General features: G+C 44.1%; 12 protein-coding genes. 5 read left to right on the plus strand and 7 right to left on the minus strand.

From position 1 onward, the window contains the following. Positions 1-87 precede the first annotated feature (87 nt). The 3 genes from B0I21_RS05090 to B0I21_RS05100 are packed head-to-tail and all read left to right on the plus strand — an operon-like array spanning position 88 to position 1,829. The gene (locus B0I21_RS05090) at positions 88-609 is read left to right on the plus strand and encodes a hypothetical protein (protein ID WP_133639373.1); all 522 of its coding nucleotides are present in this window, start codon (positions 88-90) and stop codon (positions 607-609) included. Continuing rightward, positions 602-1,096, plus strand: a complete 495-nt coding sequence (locus B0I21_RS05095) for a hypothetical protein (RefSeq protein WP_133639374.1) — start codon at positions 602-604, stop codon at positions 1,094-1,096. The genes B0I21_RS05090 and B0I21_RS05095 overlap by 8 nt, the downstream gene beginning before the upstream one ends. Next, positions 1,080-1,829, plus strand: a complete 750-nt coding sequence (locus B0I21_RS05100; protein WP_133639375.1) for a YoaK family protein — start codon at positions 1,080-1,082, stop codon at positions 1,827-1,829. Before B0I21_RS05095 ends, B0I21_RS05100 begins: the two co-directional genes overlap by 17 nt. Positions 1,830-1,886: 57 nt before the next feature. On the opposite strand, the gene B0I21_RS05105 is transcribed toward B0I21_RS05100, so the two are convergent. The 5 genes from B0I21_RS05105 to B0I21_RS05125 all read right to left on the minus strand — a co-directional run bounded on the left by B0I21_RS05105 (position 1,887) and on the right by B0I21_RS05125 (position 8,563). Next, on the minus strand, positions 1,887-2,909 hold the full coding sequence (locus tag B0I21_RS05105) for an asparaginase (RefSeq protein WP_133639376.1): 1,023 nt from the start codon (positions 2,907-2,909) through the stop codon (positions 1,887-1,889). A gap of 9 nt (positions 2,910-2,918) precedes the next feature. Next, entirely contained in the window at positions 2,919-3,701 is a 783-nt protein-coding gene (locus tag B0I21_RS05110; protein WP_133639377.1) for a TatD family hydrolase, read from the minus strand. 116 nt (positions 3,702-3,817) lie between these two features. Further along, positions 3,818-4,789, minus strand: a complete 972-nt coding sequence (locus tag B0I21_RS05115) for an FKBP-type peptidyl-prolyl cis-trans isomerase (protein WP_133639378.1) — start codon at positions 4,787-4,789, stop codon at positions 3,818-3,820. Positions 4,790-4,811: 22 nt separating this feature from the next. Beyond that, a complete protein-coding gene (locus B0I21_RS05120) occupies positions 4,812-5,822 on the minus strand; it encodes a DHH family phosphoesterase (protein WP_133639379.1) in 1,011 nt (336 codons plus the stop codon). 119 nt (positions 5,823-5,941) lie between these two features. Continuing rightward, on the minus strand, positions 5,942-8,563 hold the full coding sequence (locus B0I21_RS05125) for a PQQ-binding-like beta-propeller repeat protein (protein WP_133639380.1): 2,622 nt from the start codon (positions 8,561-8,563) through the stop codon (positions 5,942-5,944). A 189-nt stretch (positions 8,564-8,752) separates the two neighbouring features. On the opposite strand from B0I21_RS05125, the gene B0I21_RS05130 reads away from it, so the two are divergent. Beyond that, positions 8,753-9,142 carry a DUF423 domain-containing protein gene (locus tag B0I21_RS05130; protein ID WP_133639381.1) on the plus strand — a complete coding sequence of 130 codons (390 nt, stop codon included), beginning with the start codon at positions 8,753-8,755 and terminating at the stop codon, positions 9,140-9,142. A gap of 72 nt (positions 9,143-9,214) precedes the next feature. Continuing rightward, the gene (gene priA, locus B0I21_RS05135) at positions 9,215-11,695 is read left to right on the plus strand and encodes a replication restart helicase PriA (protein ID WP_133639382.1); all 2,481 of its coding nucleotides are present in this window, start codon (positions 9,215-9,217) and stop codon (positions 11,693-11,695) included. Here priA and B0I21_RS05140 read toward each other — a convergent pair. Together B0I21_RS05140 and aspS are read right to left on the minus strand one after the other, a co-directional pair. Next, positions 11,692-13,080 (minus strand): LUD domain-containing protein, encoded by a 1,389-nt coding sequence (locus tag B0I21_RS05140; RefSeq protein ID WP_133639383.1) that lies wholly within the window; start codon positions 13,078-13,080, stop codon positions 11,692-11,694. The two genes, priA and B0I21_RS05140, sit on opposite strands and share 4 nt — an antisense overlap. Before the next feature lie 306 nt (positions 13,081-13,386). Beyond that, positions 13,387-15,138 (minus strand): aspartate--tRNA ligase, encoded by a 1,752-nt coding sequence (gene aspS, locus B0I21_RS05145; protein WP_133639384.1) that lies wholly within the window; start codon positions 15,136-15,138, stop codon positions 13,387-13,389. Between the last annotated feature and the right edge of the window lie 149 nt (positions 15,139-15,287).

Here is a 15,287-nt window from a genome sequence, read left to right on the forward strand (position 1 = left end):
TAACTCGCCGCAAAGTCTAATGGAAAACTAATCTAGGTTTCATTTCATTGCTATGTCGCTACCGTAACTTTGAAAAAAAGTTACAGTATGGCAAATATAGCACGCGTTCTTGTACCAACAGATTTTAGTGTAGATTCTTTGCGAATCGTTTTGGACTATATGGAGACAACTCCAGATCAAAAGGTAGAGCTTGTACTCGCTTGTGGATACGATATTGGCGACTCGATTACCAGTTTATTGGGGATCACGAAAGAAGATCATCTGATGAAGCTGGAGAACGAGGATTTTATCAAAGGTTGTGAAATGATAAAATCTCGGTTTAAGAGTCGTATTACAGAGATGTATTCCGATCTCTTGATCTCAAGAAACGGACGTTATTTGCGTAACTATTTCAAAGGTAGCCGAGTGACACACATCGTCGTGCCGGAAGGCTATACGTTCGCGCCGAAAGATCGAGGTGTGTTTGATATTACAGAAATTTTAAAAAAGAATGCTGCTGATGTTGGGCCTATTATTATTCCAGTTGTATTGCGCGAGCAAATTTCAGAGGGAATAGACAGCATGGACAGTATATTCTTTAGAAAGGAGTGGGGTGTAAGCTATGAGTAGGGATGTATTGGTAAAGATTAACTATATTTTTATTGCACTACTGTTGATTGGGAGCAGTTTAGTCGTCATGTATCATGAAAATCCAGAACGCCTTATCCAAGGTGAATGGGTCGAAAAAGAATGGCGCTTGGAAAAAGATAATGGTTCTGAAGAACTGGCATCAAATTCGCAATTGCAAGAAGGCCTCCGGCGCGAGATCTTACGGGATTTTGAAGAGCTCCATTTGGGCGTATGGAAGTTCGAGGAAAACAGACAGCTTCAATCAGCAGACACCAATCAAAACAGCAAGATTGAGTGGTTGATCAAAGGGAGGGGGCATGTATTGGAACTTCGAAAAGATGGAAAACAAATTGAAAGCTTCCAAATCCAGCAGATAAGCAATGATAAGCTCGTGTTGCACCTCAACTTCGACTTGCAAGTAAAGGGTATCATAGAAATAGTATTAGAAAGGAAAGATCCATCAGATCAATATGCTAAGAAAATATAGTAATCATAGAACATTAAGTGATAACGTTAAACTCGGTGCGCTAACCGCGTTTTCTGCCGGTATGGTCAACGTTGCGTCGGTGACTGTTTTTTTTGCATTTACCTCGAATATAACTGGTTATTATGCCGTCTTTGCGCAGGAACTCAGCAAAGGAAACTGGTACCAAGGCGCCGTTGTATTGTTGTGGATTTTATTATTCTTTTTGGGAAGTTTCCTGTCCAACTTTGTTATCGTGCAGGGACGGGGCCGCTGGAGCCAGTATATTTCGCATGCTATACCTGTCATGCTCGAATTTTTGAGTATCCTATTCGTAGGGCTTTACCTCGACTTTTTTTACAGCAACTCCTTGCAGGAAACTGAATTTTTGGTGGCAGCTTTGTTGTTTGCCATGGGCTTGCAGAATGGATTAACAGCCAGCATCTCAAATTCAGTTGTGAAGACAACGCATCTCACCGGCTTGACAACAGATCTTGCCCTGTTGGTTTCCATGTTTAGCAAACGCCAGAACAGGCAGAACAAAGCATTAGTAGATAAGTTCCATTTACTGCTAACCATCATGATCTCCTACGTGATTGGTGGTGTTTTCGGAGGAATTGGATACTTATATTTGGCAAACGGAACATTTTACCTCACCTGTGGTATCTTATTGGTCATCGCGCTCTACGATTTCTATAAATTAAAGCGCGTGAAGCATCTATTTGATAGACGCCACAAAGAGGCTTGTCCCGCATAAAATTCCCGACGATCGGGCAGTCGGGAATTTGAAATTTTCTAAAAGCTAGCGGTAGACCTAGTCGTTTACCGTTAGCTCTCCTCTAATGTCCTTTTCAATCCAATAGGCCACGGATTCTTGATCCGGCAGCTGTCCCTGCAAATACATAAATTTCGTCACGGCAGCTTCAAAAGTCATGTCATAGCCGTTTAAAACACCGATCGCCTTGAGTCCCTGCGAAGTTTCATAGCGTCCTAGTTCAACCGAGCCAACCTTACACTGCGAAATATCAAGAATATTTTTACCACTTTTTACAGCCGCTGAAAGCATATCTAAAAACCATTCATCGGTCATGGTATTTCCCGAGCCAAAGGTCTCCATCACAATACTTCGTACATCCGCATCTAAGATGGATTGAATAAATGTGGGGCTTATACCGGGAAATAATTTTAAAACACCGACATGATTATCAAGCGTGCTGTGCATAATGAACTCCTTATCGGTATTGTCCAATAGTGCTTCGCGATTGTAATTGATATGAATGCCGGCCTCTGCGAGCACCGGATAATTGGGCGAACGAAACGCTTCAAATTTCGCCGAGTTGTATTTAAAGGAGCGATTACCGCGGAAAAGCTTATTATCAAAAAGTATACATACCTCTTGTATAATGGATTTACCATTTTCCTTTGCCGAGGCAATTTCCAAAGCCGTCATCATATTTTCGCGCGCATCTGTGCGTATTTCGCCAATGGGGAGCTGTGAACCCGAAAGGATAACGGGCTTTTGAAGGCCTTCCAACATAAAGCTTAGTATGGAAGCAGAGAACGACATCGTGTCCGATCCGTGCAGGATAACGAAACCATCGTAATGTTCGTAATTATCGCTAATGATCTGGGCCATCTGCACCCAAATAGCGGGATTCATGTTGGATGAATCGATGATCGGACTAAATGAATGAATCGTCAACTTATAATTCAGACGGGCCAAATCAGGTAAATTGCGGGCGATCAACTCAAAATCAAATGGAACAAATGTACCCGTCTCCGGATCTTTAACCATGCCGATGGTTCCACCTGTGTAAATAATAAATATGTTTTGCATCGTTAACACTTAAATTCCAAAAACTCTCTTTGAATTGGCTGTGGTGACCTGAGCGATATGCGCAACGTCTGTTTCTTTGATATCCGCCAGCTTTTCTGCAATGTAATGTAAATAGCTACTTTCGTTTTCCTTACCACGATACGGGACGGGCGCAAGATAGGGGGCATCGGTCTCCAGCACAATATGCTCAAGGTCTATATCTTTTACGACAGCATCTAAACCTGAATTTTTAAAGGTAACTACACCGCCGATCCCCAGAAGGAAACCCAGGCCTACGGCTTTTTTAGCTTGCTCGGTGTTTCCGGTAAAGCAGTGGAGCACGCCGAAAAGCTTGTCGTCCTTCAGTTCTTCCAAGAGCAAGAAAAGCTCGTCAAAGGCTTCCCGGCAATGGATGTCGATAGGAAGCCCCAAGGCTTTCGCCCAGCCTACCTGGATGCGAAAAGCTTCTCGTTGCCATTGCAGCGTGCTTTTGTCCCAGTATAGATCCAGCCCGATCTCGCCTATTGCATACACCTTGGTCTCCGAGAGGGCGCGCTCGATAGTGGCTAACTCTTCCTTAAAATTTTCTTTTACTGAACAGGGGTGCAGCCCAAGCATCGGAAAGCAATTATTTGGGTAAGCTTTTACCGTATCAAGAACGGCGGGAATGGAGGCACTGTCCACGTTCGGTAGGAACAAGCGGTCTATACCTTTCTCCAAGCAGCGCGACATGTGCTCGTCAAGTTTGAAGGCAGCCGCTTGATAGTATATATGGGTGTGTGTGTCGGTAAGTATATAGGATTCCGTAGACATATTCTAAAGGATAACGCGCTAAATTTAGGCTTTTCATAGTATAAGACCTAACGGAACATAAAAAAACGCCAGACTTTTAATGATCTGGCGTTTTCGTTATGGATTTAATAAGATTCTTATTTCTTTGTTGCGATAGAATCTGCAGTAGGAGCGTCTGTTTTCGGTCCAGGAATAACATCTACCAATTCTATCTCAAATACCAATGGTGCGTATGGAGGAATGGTGCCACCACCACGCTCACCGTATCCTAAGCTTGAAGGTACAAGTAGTGTTGCTTTACTTCCTTTATTCAACAATTGGAAACCTTCTGTCCATCCCTGAATGACTGGATCGTGACCTACACGGAAACGAAGAGGCTCATACGGGCTCATTGGGTTGAATTTATTCTCTTTTTTCGCAAGTTCAGCATTATTGGTGTCAAAGATGTTGCCGTTTACCAACCTACCTGTGTATTTCACAACAGCGGTATCGCCAACCATAACTTTGTTTCCTTTTCCCTCTTCCGATATAACATATTGCAAGCCCGTAGCTGTTTTCTTAGGCTCTAGCTTTTTGTCAGCAATATATTTAGATAATTTGCTTTCTTCAGATTTTTTCAACCCTTCGATTTCACCTTTAAAGTAGCTGTCAATTTGGGAATAAAGAGCGGAATCGGTAAGATTTCCTTTTTTGAAATGCTTTCTAACTTTAACCGTGAAGGTTACAAATTTATCAGCAAATTCGGGTTTAGGCTGGCCTGTTTTTGCAGCCATCGTGTCTAAGTTTAAACGAAAAATAGCGCTATCGCCTTCACCTAAAAGTTTAAACATGGAGTTGTAGTCACCCGCATATAAACCTGGAATTGAGTCTGGTGCAATATTGACTATTTGAGGCAAACCGATGTCGTATGTACTTTGTAATAAAGAGTCATTACGGTCGGATTTTACAATCATATCTACAGACAACAAATCGCCAGCTTTTGCTTTTTCTGCTCCTGCATCCTTCGCGATGTTATATTCAAGACCACCATCACCTTTTTTGAAGTTTTGGCATGCTGCGGTCGCCAACAGGGTGACAGCTGCCGAAAGGAATAAAATTGATTTCTTCATTTTTCTGATCTAATCACTAAATTTATTTTGTTAATATTTCTTTATATTCCGGTAAAATGGATTTGAACTTGTTTACAACCTGACTTAATTCCTCACTGGAACTCCCTCCGGATGCATTTAAGTGTCCGCCACCATTAAAATACTTTTTACAAATTTCATTGCATGGAATGTCTCCAATTGAACGCAAAGATAATTTAATTAATTCAGTTCTGTCAATAAATAACGCAGCTAATCGAATTCCCTTGACAGAGAGTGCGTAATTTACGAGCCCTTCCGTATCACCTGTTGTCACTTCGAATTTTTGAAGATCTTCCTTGCTTACCGAAAAGATCGCTGTATTATAGGCTGGAATGACTTCGAGGCAATTCAACAGACAATATCCTAAAAACTTGAGACGGTTTTCGGTCGAACTGTTGTATATCTGTTCATGTATCTCCCAGTTTCTTGCACCTGCTTCAATAAGCGAAGCGATGATATGGTGTACGGCTGACGTGGTTGAACGAAATCGAAATGACCCTGTATCGGTCATAATGCCGGCGTACAGGCAAGTCGCAATTTCTGCCGTAATCGCGTCTTTGTCTTCGTAAACCTCACTAATAAATGTATAAATAAGTTGTGCCGTTGCCGCCGCATTTGAATCCCAATAACGCAGCGAAGCAAAGTCCTCTGGATCTAAATGGTGATCAATCATCCACTTATCCCCCGGTGCATTCACGATTAGCGGTTCCAGAATGTTCGTGCGGCTCAAGGCGCTATAGTCTAAACAGAAGATGATAGCAGCTTCCGCTAACAGCCGTGCTGCCTCCTCTGCCGCATGAGGATAAATGATGACATCCTCGCGGCCAGGCATCCAATCTAAAAATGTGGGAAAATCAGAAGATAAAACGACTTCCACGCTATGCCCCTTTGATTTTAACCAATGATACAAACCTAAGGATGAGCCTAAAGCGTCACCATCTGGTTTATGATGCGTTGTGATAACGATTTTCTTAGGTTCGGCAAGTAATTGTAAATGTCTTTGTCCTTTCAGCATAAATATTCTAAGATTGCAAACCTACTATAATTTTGTTGGTTCAGGAAATTTTTTAAAAACAAGCCTGCTCGTCTGATAAAGACGCGCAGAGAAGGGAATACGTCTTCACGTAGCGCTATTTAGTTTTTAAAAGCATATAGTTTTTTATCGCGTCGCACACACAAAAGATAGGTTGCACTATTGTAATCAATTTTCCCAAAGTAGAATTGCGGCAAAGCCTCTATTGGAAATCCATCGATCACATTGCCTTTCTCGTCGAATAAATAAAGAAGTGTGTTCTCTCGCGAGGAGATTCCGATCAGATCACCAAAAGTGGTGTTTTTAAAAATTTGTGGACGATCGGTTACCGATTGGGTGAATGTATATTCGAAAATGGGATTACCATCTGGCAGTCCTGTGACGAATAGTTTCTTTTCGGCAATAGCAATTAGTCGCTTCGCGGTTTGCGTGCGTTCACCATCTAGGCTGATCAGCGCCCGATTTCCCCAAGCACCGATCTTTCGTTTGGTGGGATTCTGGTCGAAGCGAATGGTAACGAGTGTCGATGTCGTATCAAGTGCCACAATAGCGCTTGATTTATTTTCCCCGTCAACGACAGCAATCGGGCTTCGGAAGAAGCTGCCATCCAGCGTTTCTTCGCTAATCACATTTCCTTTTGCATCGAGCTTGTAGAAGTGCCCGTTGTCCGTGCCAAGATAGACGAAGTTGTCGCGGACTTTTACATCAAATAAAATTTTACCGGCTAGCGTTAGCGCCTCCCAGTCTCCTACCTTTTTTCCGTCCACTGCATGGACCAGCAGTTTCTTTCCGGCAGGGATAAGAATAAGCTGTTGCCCATCCAATTCCGCTATGGTAGGGGTGTAGGTGGGCTCGTCGGATAAGTGTAGTGAAAACCCTGGGAAACCATTGCCATGGGTATCGAATCGGTAAAGTTGGTTTCTGTCGGTCACTAAGACGATCGAGCGATCCGCCAGCTGTTGCGCATCGCCAACAACTCTACCATGAAACACGGCAGACCAAAGCTTTTTACCGCTGGGATGTATGCCGTGTACCCGGTGATCTTGCTCCTGGATAAGGATAAACTGACTGGTGTCCGAATGTTCGAACACCCAAGGTGCCGTTATCGGCCTATTGTCAAATTCGTAGGTCCAATCAGGCGTCGCTCCAAGCGCGTTTTTACTCTTATAAATGGCGTAAATGCTCGATAGAAAGTCGCCATTATTGCCGGATATCTGCGCAGACCACGAGTAGAAATCCTGATAACCAAAATCATCTTCGTTCTGGAAATTACGACTAAAGGCGGGTTTTAATAAATTATTAAGCAACGTCGCCGATGTTCGCGTGCGTTGAAAGTATGTGATATTTGCTTCGTTTCCCTGTATTTTCTCAAAATTCTTAAACCCTAGGGTATTAATCAGTAGGTTTTCACGTCGCCAGTCTTGACGTAGGTTTTGCAGTAAACTCATGCTGTTTGCAAGGGCAATTGTGTTTCCTAGACGTACGAAGTAGGGGCGCGAGAAAGACTTTAGCGGATCGCCGAATAAAGCATAGGGGATGTTAGCATAGTCAAACCGAAAGATGGAATCACCGACCTCTGAAGCGATTTTGTCGATGTTTTTGCTTAATGCGCTCGAGTCGTTCAACGTAATAAATCCGATCGAGGTTTGATTGCTCTGCTCGAGCACCGCAAATTCGTTTCCGAAAATGCCACGTATATCGTTTTCCATGGACATACCGCTGCGACGCTCCAAGTCTTGGAAGGATGCCGACAATTTCTCCCACTCACCTCGTCTCTCAAACATGGTTTTCAAATCCGCTTCGAACCGGCCGCTATTACTCACCGCAAAAGAAAGGTAAGATGCGGTATTCTCCGGAAAATAGTTGAAAAGCCGCTGGGTAGTCTTTGCTTGATGGCTAAATGTCTCTAGATAATGCGTAAGGTCTTTATCCGTCTCGCTTTCACCACTCAAAATTAACGCATCGTTTTTGAAGTTAAGATTCCAGGCCGATTGACCACCCAAACTATCAAATAGCTGTAGAAAGCTCCCTGGTTTCTTGCGTAAAAGCTGGGTCGAAATGGCGTTGATCTGCTCGTGGACAAAGTATACGCTTAGGGGCGAGTTTCGACTGTTGTTTTCTACAAAATAATCGATCGCTTTTTTGCCCAGCTTAGGCTGCTTATTATCAATGACTTTATAGATAAGGCTATCCGAATAGCTGGCGAAAAATATATTTTTATGATACACCACATGGAAGATGCTATCCTTTACCCCCTTGTCGAACTGGTAAATGCGTGCTCCTAGACTGTCCTTTTCTGAGATTTTAAATGTTTTTGCAGTTTCCTCCATAAGGGCGGCTAGGGTCTCTGGCGCGATGGTTTCTGCGGTAGGGACGGTTATTAGCGACACGATTTTTTCTTTTTCCGGATGAAAAGAAACGTACATGTCCGCGTCATTCACATAGGGCTGCAAGATGGTATTTCGCAAGAGCTTGTCTTTCCACACTTTCCATTGACTCATTTCAGCTTTTCCCACCAACGCTTCAAAGATTTCAAAATCTTTGAAGATATTGTCCGTCGTCGCATCGTTGTGAAACGTGCTGATGAGAAATGTTTCTCTGGGCAAAAAGGTGAGCGGCCTAAGCACTTCTTTCTTTTCTCCGTGTAAATCTGAAAAATAGTATATAGAAGCGCCGATAACGGCGATGAATAAAACAATAGTAAGGATAATGGTATTTCTCATTGCGCACAAAATCTATAACAGGCTCAAAAATAAAAAAATAAAAAATAATGCAGATATAAAATAGCCGAATACCTCCGTGTTGGAAAAGCCCAGCGCACAAGAAATCTAAAAATTGAAATGCAATGTGCTTTTAATTTTATACATTTATACGCGCAAAAAAAACATACATAACAGAACTTTATCTCCTTTATGAATAAACAAATTATATTAGTAGCCTCGTTTTTGGGGCTTACCGCTGTTATATTAGGAGCTTTTGGAGCACATGGTTTAGATGGAAAAATAAGTGATTATCATTTGGGTACCTGGAAAACGGCGAATCAATATCACTTTTACCATACCTTGGCGCTCCTTTTTTTATCGACGTTTTCCAGAGCAAAAAATGCATCAATCCGCGTGTCATTTTTCGCATTCGTGCTAGGGATTTTCCTGTTTTCCGGTTCATTGTATTTGATGAGCATTCGATCGTTGATCGGTATGGAAGGCCTGTCTATGTTAGGGCCAATCACCCCATTGGGCGGGCTCTGTTTTATCGTAGGCTGGATTGGCCTTTTCGTTGCCGCCTTACGAAATAGACATTAATTTTACGGTAACCGTATAGAGTAAGCCTTCATCTATTAAAAAGTGAGGGCTTCTTTTTTTACATTTGTCTTTATGTCTGATGCATCGTTATTTCATCGCGAACGGGAAACACTATTTGTAGAAGTTATTTTACCGTTGTATATCGCAAAAACGTATACCTATCGCGTTCCTGCAGAGTGGAACGAGCATATCGCGATCGGAAAGCGAGTGATCGTTCAGTTCGGCCGAAATAAGATCTACGCAGCTGTAGTCTACCGCATAACGAATGAAGCCCCGTTAAACTACGAAGCCAAGTATATTCTCAACGTTATCGATGAGCAAGCTGTAGTGGATAATAAACAGCTGGCGCTATGGGACTGGATATCCAGCTACTATATGTGCTTTCTTGGCGAGGTGTTGCAAGCCGCTCTCCCAGCGGCATTAAAAATGGCTAGTGAGACTAAAATTGTCGCCGCGGACCGTGATGGACTTGACCGCTCGTTGCTATCCGATAAAGGGTTTATGGTGATGGAAGCGTTGGATATTGCAGGCGAACTCGCAGTCAATGATATTGTGAAGCTGTTGGGGCAGAAAACGGTATTTCCATTACTGAAGACGTTGTTTGACCAAGGATTTATCCTGATTTCAGAAGAAATAAAAGACCGGTTTAAGCCAAAACTTAAGTCTTTTCTGCAATGGGGACCAACGTTTTCCGATGGTGAAGCATGGCATGCTCTATTGGATTCGTTAAACAAAGCACCAAAACAGCAAGATGCTGTACTTGCTTTTATGCAACTTCGAAAAAGTAACCCAGAAGTTACCCGAAAGGATATCATGGAAGCAACGGGGGTAAGTGCCGGTATCGTCACCTCGCTGATCGACAAAGGCGTTTTTGAACTAAAACAGAAAGTTGTTTCTCGCTTGGGCGGGGAAGACGTCGAGATAACCAAAAATTTTGAACTCAACCTACAGCAGCAAGAAGCGCTGCGTCAAATCAATGTTTTTTTCGAGGAAAAAGATGTGGTGCTGCTGCACGGTATCACAGCATCTGGTAAAACGCAACTCTATATCCGGTTGATAGAAGCCGCCATCGAAGCGGGTAAAAATGCCCTCTATTTGCTTCCTGAAATTGCGTTGACCGCGCAGATCACGGAACGCTTGAAGCTGCATTTCGGCGATAAACTCGGGGTGTATCATTCCAAGTTTAACGACAACGAACGCGCAGAAGTATGGCACAAGGTATTGAAAGGCGAATATAAAGTAGTCGTCGGTGCACGATCCGCAGTGTTTTTACCTTTTCAAAATCTGGGCTTGATCGTAGTTGATGAAGAACACGAAAGTTCCTATAAACAATATGAGCCAGCACCACGTTACCATGCGCGCGATACCGCTATCTACTTGGGGCATCTGCATGGCGCCAAAGTATTGCTAGGCTCAGCGACGCCGTCTATCGAAAGTTATTACAATGCCAAGGCGGGCAAATATGGTTTGGTTCTCCTTAACCAACGGTTTGGGGAATCGCAATTACCAAATATCCAAGTCGTAAATATTACGGAAGAGGGTCGCAAAGAGCAGATGTTTTCCTATTTCAGCGGTGTTTTGGTGCAAGGAATCGCCGATGCTTTGGAGCGGAAAGAGCAAGTTATCTTATTTCAAAACAGGAGAGGCCATACACCTTTTGTGCAATGCAGTACCTGTGGCTGGGTAGCGAAGTGTGTCAATTGCGATGTAAGTCTTACCTACCACAAGTCAAGCAATCATTTGCACTGTCATTACTGTGGTCATATGGAACCGCCCATTCAGGTTTGTCCAGCATGCGGCATGGCACATATTGAAAGCAAGGGCTTTGGTACGGAGCGGGTAGAAGAAGAATTGGAATTGTTACTCCCTCAAGCACGGATTGGTCGTCTGGATCTGGATTCTACGAAGGGAAAATTTGGTTTCGATAAAATTATCAGTTCTTTTGACGATCATGAGTTTGATATCTTGATTGGTACACAAATGGTTGCTAAAGGTCTTGATTTTGGTCGAGTGAGTCTCATTGGTATTATCAATGCGGATGCGATGATAAATTTTCCGGATTTTCGCGCTTACGAGCGGGCTTTTTCATTATTCTCTCAAGTTGCGGGCCGTGCAGGGCGCCGTGAGAGCGAAGGTAAGGTAATCGTGCAAACCTATACGCCCAATCACCGAGTAATCGAGCAAGTAATCCAGCATGACTATGAGGGCATGTTTCTAACCGAAGCCAAAGAGCGCAAAAATTATCAATACCCACCGTTCTTCAGGCTTATAAGGATAGATGTAAGGCACACCGATATGCAACACGCCCACGATGCTGCCGTTCGACTAGGAAGCTTGCTGCGTGTGAATTTGGGCGCTAGGGTGTTAGGGCCGGAGCCTCCTTTAATATCTCGCGTACGGAACCACTTCATACAGACCATTACGCTTAAAATCGAAAGGAACAACGTCAGTATAGCGAAAGTGAAGGAGTTAATACAGCAGGCCATCTTGCAATTCGAGATTGATAAGACCAATAAGGGCGTACGCTTATCGATTGACGTCGATCCGTATTAATTCTTTTTTTTCTGCTGCTCTCGCCATTGCTGTGAAAACGATTTTTGCGGTAAACTGGGCAATTCGCGGTGCTTACCCCACAATTTTTTGAAAAAATTTCGCAAGAAAAAGTTCTTGGTTTTGCCGCCGAAGAAATCAAGCAGACGTCGGCGTTCCATAAAATAGGCGAAGCCCTGCCAGAGTTTTCGCTCTGTTTGCGGAACTAGACGCTGTTCAATAGCATCCTTACGGTTTAATAGCAACATCTTATCGAGCGCGATATTCACCGGACAGACTTGATCGGGCTTGCCCGATAGGGGCGAAGCAAAGCTTAAGTGATTGAAATCTTTTTTGCCGCGGATGTAAGGCGTGATCAGGGCGCCAATAGGACCTGGATACACGCTTTGATACGTGTGGCCGCCAATGAGTTGGTAGACCGGACTTACCTGTGCGCACGCTCCGCATTGGATGCAATACAGCCCCTGTCGTTGTTCTTTTTCCGCAAGTAAATCGGTTCGCCCATTGTCTATCAAGACCACATACATTTCCTCTGGGCCATCGGTTTCATGGGCCTGTCGCGGGCCGTTTACAATAGTGTTGTATACTGCAGATGGTTGGCCGTAAGCATGCGACGACCATAGCGGCGAAAAAAGACCGAGATCTAGGAGGCTAGGAATCACGGCATCAATACCGGCAACGGCAATGTGCACTTTTGTAAAAGCAGTTATTAGCCGGGCATTTCCTTCGTTTTCCGTGATCGCAATGCTTCCCGTATCCGCCAATAAAAAGTTTGCTCCGGTAATGCCAACTTCTGTATGCATGTACTTGGGCCGCATGATTTCACGTACGGCGTTGGCCAACTGTTCGGCTGTGGCATCAGCAGGCGTTCCATATTTCTCGTGAAACAATTTGGCGATCAACTCAAACTCCAAGTGCAGTGTACGGTTCACCATGTGATAGGGCTTTTCCTGAAGCAAATCCAGTACAAATGCGCCGAAATCTGTCTCGGCAACATCAACCTTGTTTTTTTGGAGATAGTTGAGCAGGTCAATTTCGTCGCACAGTAGCGATGTGGCCTTTAACACCGATCGCGCGTCCTGTTGTTCGATGATGCGTAGAATCTCCTGACGAGCTTCCTCTGCATCATTAGCCCAAATAACTTTCCCGCCACGGCGTGTAAAATTTGCTTCGAAATCCAGTAAATACCGATCTAGGTTTTCCAGCGTCTTCCACTTCAATAGATGCGTTTTCTTCTTCGAATTTTGCAGATCGACAAACTTGTTGGTGCCTTCCTCCAGTCGGGCAAGATATTTTTCCGTATTTACCCGCATGAGCTCACGATGACCCTTGTCAAAAGATTTAACTGCACTGTCTTGTCTAAATTGCTCTGCAAATTCTTGCGCCATAGGATAAAAACTAGTATTGAGACAATCAGCACGGCAGGAAGATACAACGATTTAGGGTACCGTCCTCTGCTGTTGTGGATAAAAAAGACGTCAACTTCTATGTTGGTTCGCTTATGCTTTTAGCGCAAACAAAGTGCCAATAATGAACTTTAACCGCTCCCGGTATGTCCTGCATTCGCGCAGTATGCGCTGCTGCAGGACCATGTTTTTGTGTAACGGTCAAGTCCTACGCAAAAGCGCTACGTACGACTTGACCGCACAGTTGGGTTCTATTTGACCACTTGGTCGACGCGGGTTGACCAATGGCTAAGGTGCTTGCACAGCGATGCTCAGTTCGTCTAACTGGCTTGTTGCAATTGCAGAAGGAGCATCGATCATGACATCACGACCCGAGTTGTTTTTCGGGAACGCGATATAGTCACGGATAGTCTCTTGCCCGCCCAAGATAGCCGTTAGCCGGTCTAAACCAAAGGCTAAGCCACCGTGTGGTGGCGCGCCATATTGAAAGGCATTCATCAAAAATCCAAATTGTTCCTGCGCTTCTTCTGCAGTGAAACCCAGATGCCTGAACATCAGTGCTTGCGTTTCTTTATCATGGATACGGATAGAGCCTCCGCCAATTTCGTTGCCATTTAGAACCAAGTCGTAGGCGTTAGCGCGCACCTTGCCAGGTTCACTGTCTAGTAGGTGCATATCTTCTTGTTTTGGCGAAGTAAACGGGTGGTGCATCGCATGGAAACGCGCTGTGTCCTCATCCCATTCCAACAAGGGGAAGTCAATAACCCATAGCGGCGCAAATTCATGGGGTTTACGTAACCCCAAACGGTTACCGAGCTCCATGCGCAATGCGCTGAGCTGTGTACGCGTTTTATACGCCGGCCCCGAAAGAATCAGAATAAGATCGCCCGCTCGCGCACCTGTCGCTTTGGCCCAATTGGCCAGATCTTCCTGATCGTAGAACTTATCAACGGAAGATTTGAATGTGCCATCGGCCTCACATTTACAATACACCATACCGCTGGCGCCTACTTGAGGACGTTTTACCCATTCAATCAATTCATCGATTTGTTTTCGCGTATATCCTGCGGCCTGCGGAACCGCAATACCTACTACCAGTTCGGCGTTATTGAAAACGGAAAATTCTTTCTGTTGGGCTACAGCATTCAGCTCGCCAAACTCCATTCCGAACCGTATGTCCGGTTTGTCATTCCCATACCGACGCATAGCCTCGTCAAAAGTCATTCTCGGGAATTTCTCCACGTCGAGTTGATGAATGCTTTTCAACAAGTGCCGTGTCAAGCCTTCAAAAACATCTAAAATATCTTCCTGCTCGATAAACGACATCTCGCAGTCAATTTGCGTAAATTCCGGTTGGCGATCGGCACGTAGATCCTCATCGCGGAAACATTTCACAATCTGAAAATAACGATCCATGCCAGCCACCATCAGTAATTGCTTAAATGTTTGTGGCGATTGTGGTAAGGCATAAAACTGCCCGGGATTCATGCGAGAAGGCACAATGAAATCCCGTGCGCCCTCCGGCGTAGATTTAATAAGATAGGGTGTCTCTACTTCGCAAAAGTCCAAGTTGGATAGGTAGTTACGCACCTCTTGCGTTACTTTATGGCGAAACAGTAGGCTGTTTTTTACCGGATTGCGACGTATATCAAGGTAGCGGTATTTCATGCGGATGTCTTCCCCGCCATCAGTATCATCTTCGATAGTGAATGGCGGAACCTCTGAACTGTTTAGTACGGTAAGCTCTTTGACTAATACTTCAATGTCGCCAGTGGGCATGTTATTATTTTTCGATTCCCGTTCGATAACGGTACCCCTTACCTGAATAACAAACTCACGGCCCAACGATTTTGCTTGTTGGATAACCGCTGCATCGGTCCGCGACTCATCAAAAATTAATTGCGTGATGCCGTACCGATCGCGCAAATCTACCCATACCATAAAACCCTTGTCGCGGGATTTCTGAACCCAACCTGCTAGTGTGACATCTTGATTTGTGTCGGTTATGCGCAACTCGCCGCAGCTGTGACTTCTATACATTCCTTTTACTAATTAAAAATTAAATGAAAGTTGAAGGTGAGGACACCTTTCTTAAAGAAGGTGTGTCGCTCCATCAAATTGTAAGCAAAAATATCGGATTTTAAGGACAATAACGAACATTTATCTGCCTAATGAAATTAGGAGTCTTT

Source organism: Sphingobacterium paludis (assembly GCF_004364125.1).
Classification (GTDB): Bacteria; Bacteroidota; Bacteroidia; order Sphingobacteriales; family Sphingobacteriaceae; genus Sphingobacterium; species Sphingobacterium paludis.

Coding starts and splice junctions, on each gene's coding strand:
- B0I21_RS05090 (WP_133639373.1), top strand. CDS start 88: ATGGCAAATATAGCACGCGTTCTTGTACCAACAGATTTTAGTGTAGAT.
- B0I21_RS05095 (WP_133639374.1), top strand. CDS start 602: ATGAGTAGGGATGTATTGGTAAAGATTAACTATATTTTTATTGCACTA.
- B0I21_RS05100 (WP_133639375.1), top strand. CDS start 1,080: ATGCTAAGAAAATATAGTAATCATAGAACATTAAGTGATAACGTTAAA.
- B0I21_RS05105 (WP_133639376.1), bottom strand. CDS start 2,909: ATGCAAAACATATTTATTATTTACACAGGTGGAACCATCGGCATGGTT.
- B0I21_RS05110 (WP_133639377.1), bottom strand. CDS start 3,701: ATGTCTACGGAATCCTATATACTTACCGACACACACACCCATATATAC.
- B0I21_RS05115 (WP_133639378.1), bottom strand. CDS start 4,789: ATGAAGAAATCAATTTTATTCCTTTCGGCAGCTGTCACCCTGTTGGCG.
- B0I21_RS05120 (WP_133639379.1), bottom strand. CDS start 5,822: ATGCTGAAAGGACAAAGACATTTACAATTACTTGCCGAACCTAAGAAA.
- B0I21_RS05125 (WP_133639380.1), bottom strand. CDS start 8,563: ATGAGAAATACCATTATCCTTACTATTGTTTTATTCATCGCCGTTATC.
- B0I21_RS05130 (WP_133639381.1), top strand. CDS start 8,753: ATGAATAAACAAATTATATTAGTAGCCTCGTTTTTGGGGCTTACCGCT.
- priA (WP_133639382.1), top strand. CDS start 9,215: ATGTCTGATGCATCGTTATTTCATCGCGAACGGGAAACACTATTTGTA.
- B0I21_RS05140 (WP_133639383.1), bottom strand. CDS start 13,080: ATGGCGCAAGAATTTGCAGAGCAATTTAGACAAGACAGTGCAGTTAAA.
- aspS (WP_133639384.1), bottom strand. CDS start 15,138: ATGTATAGAAGTCACAGCTGCGGCGAGTTGCGCATAACCGACACAAAT.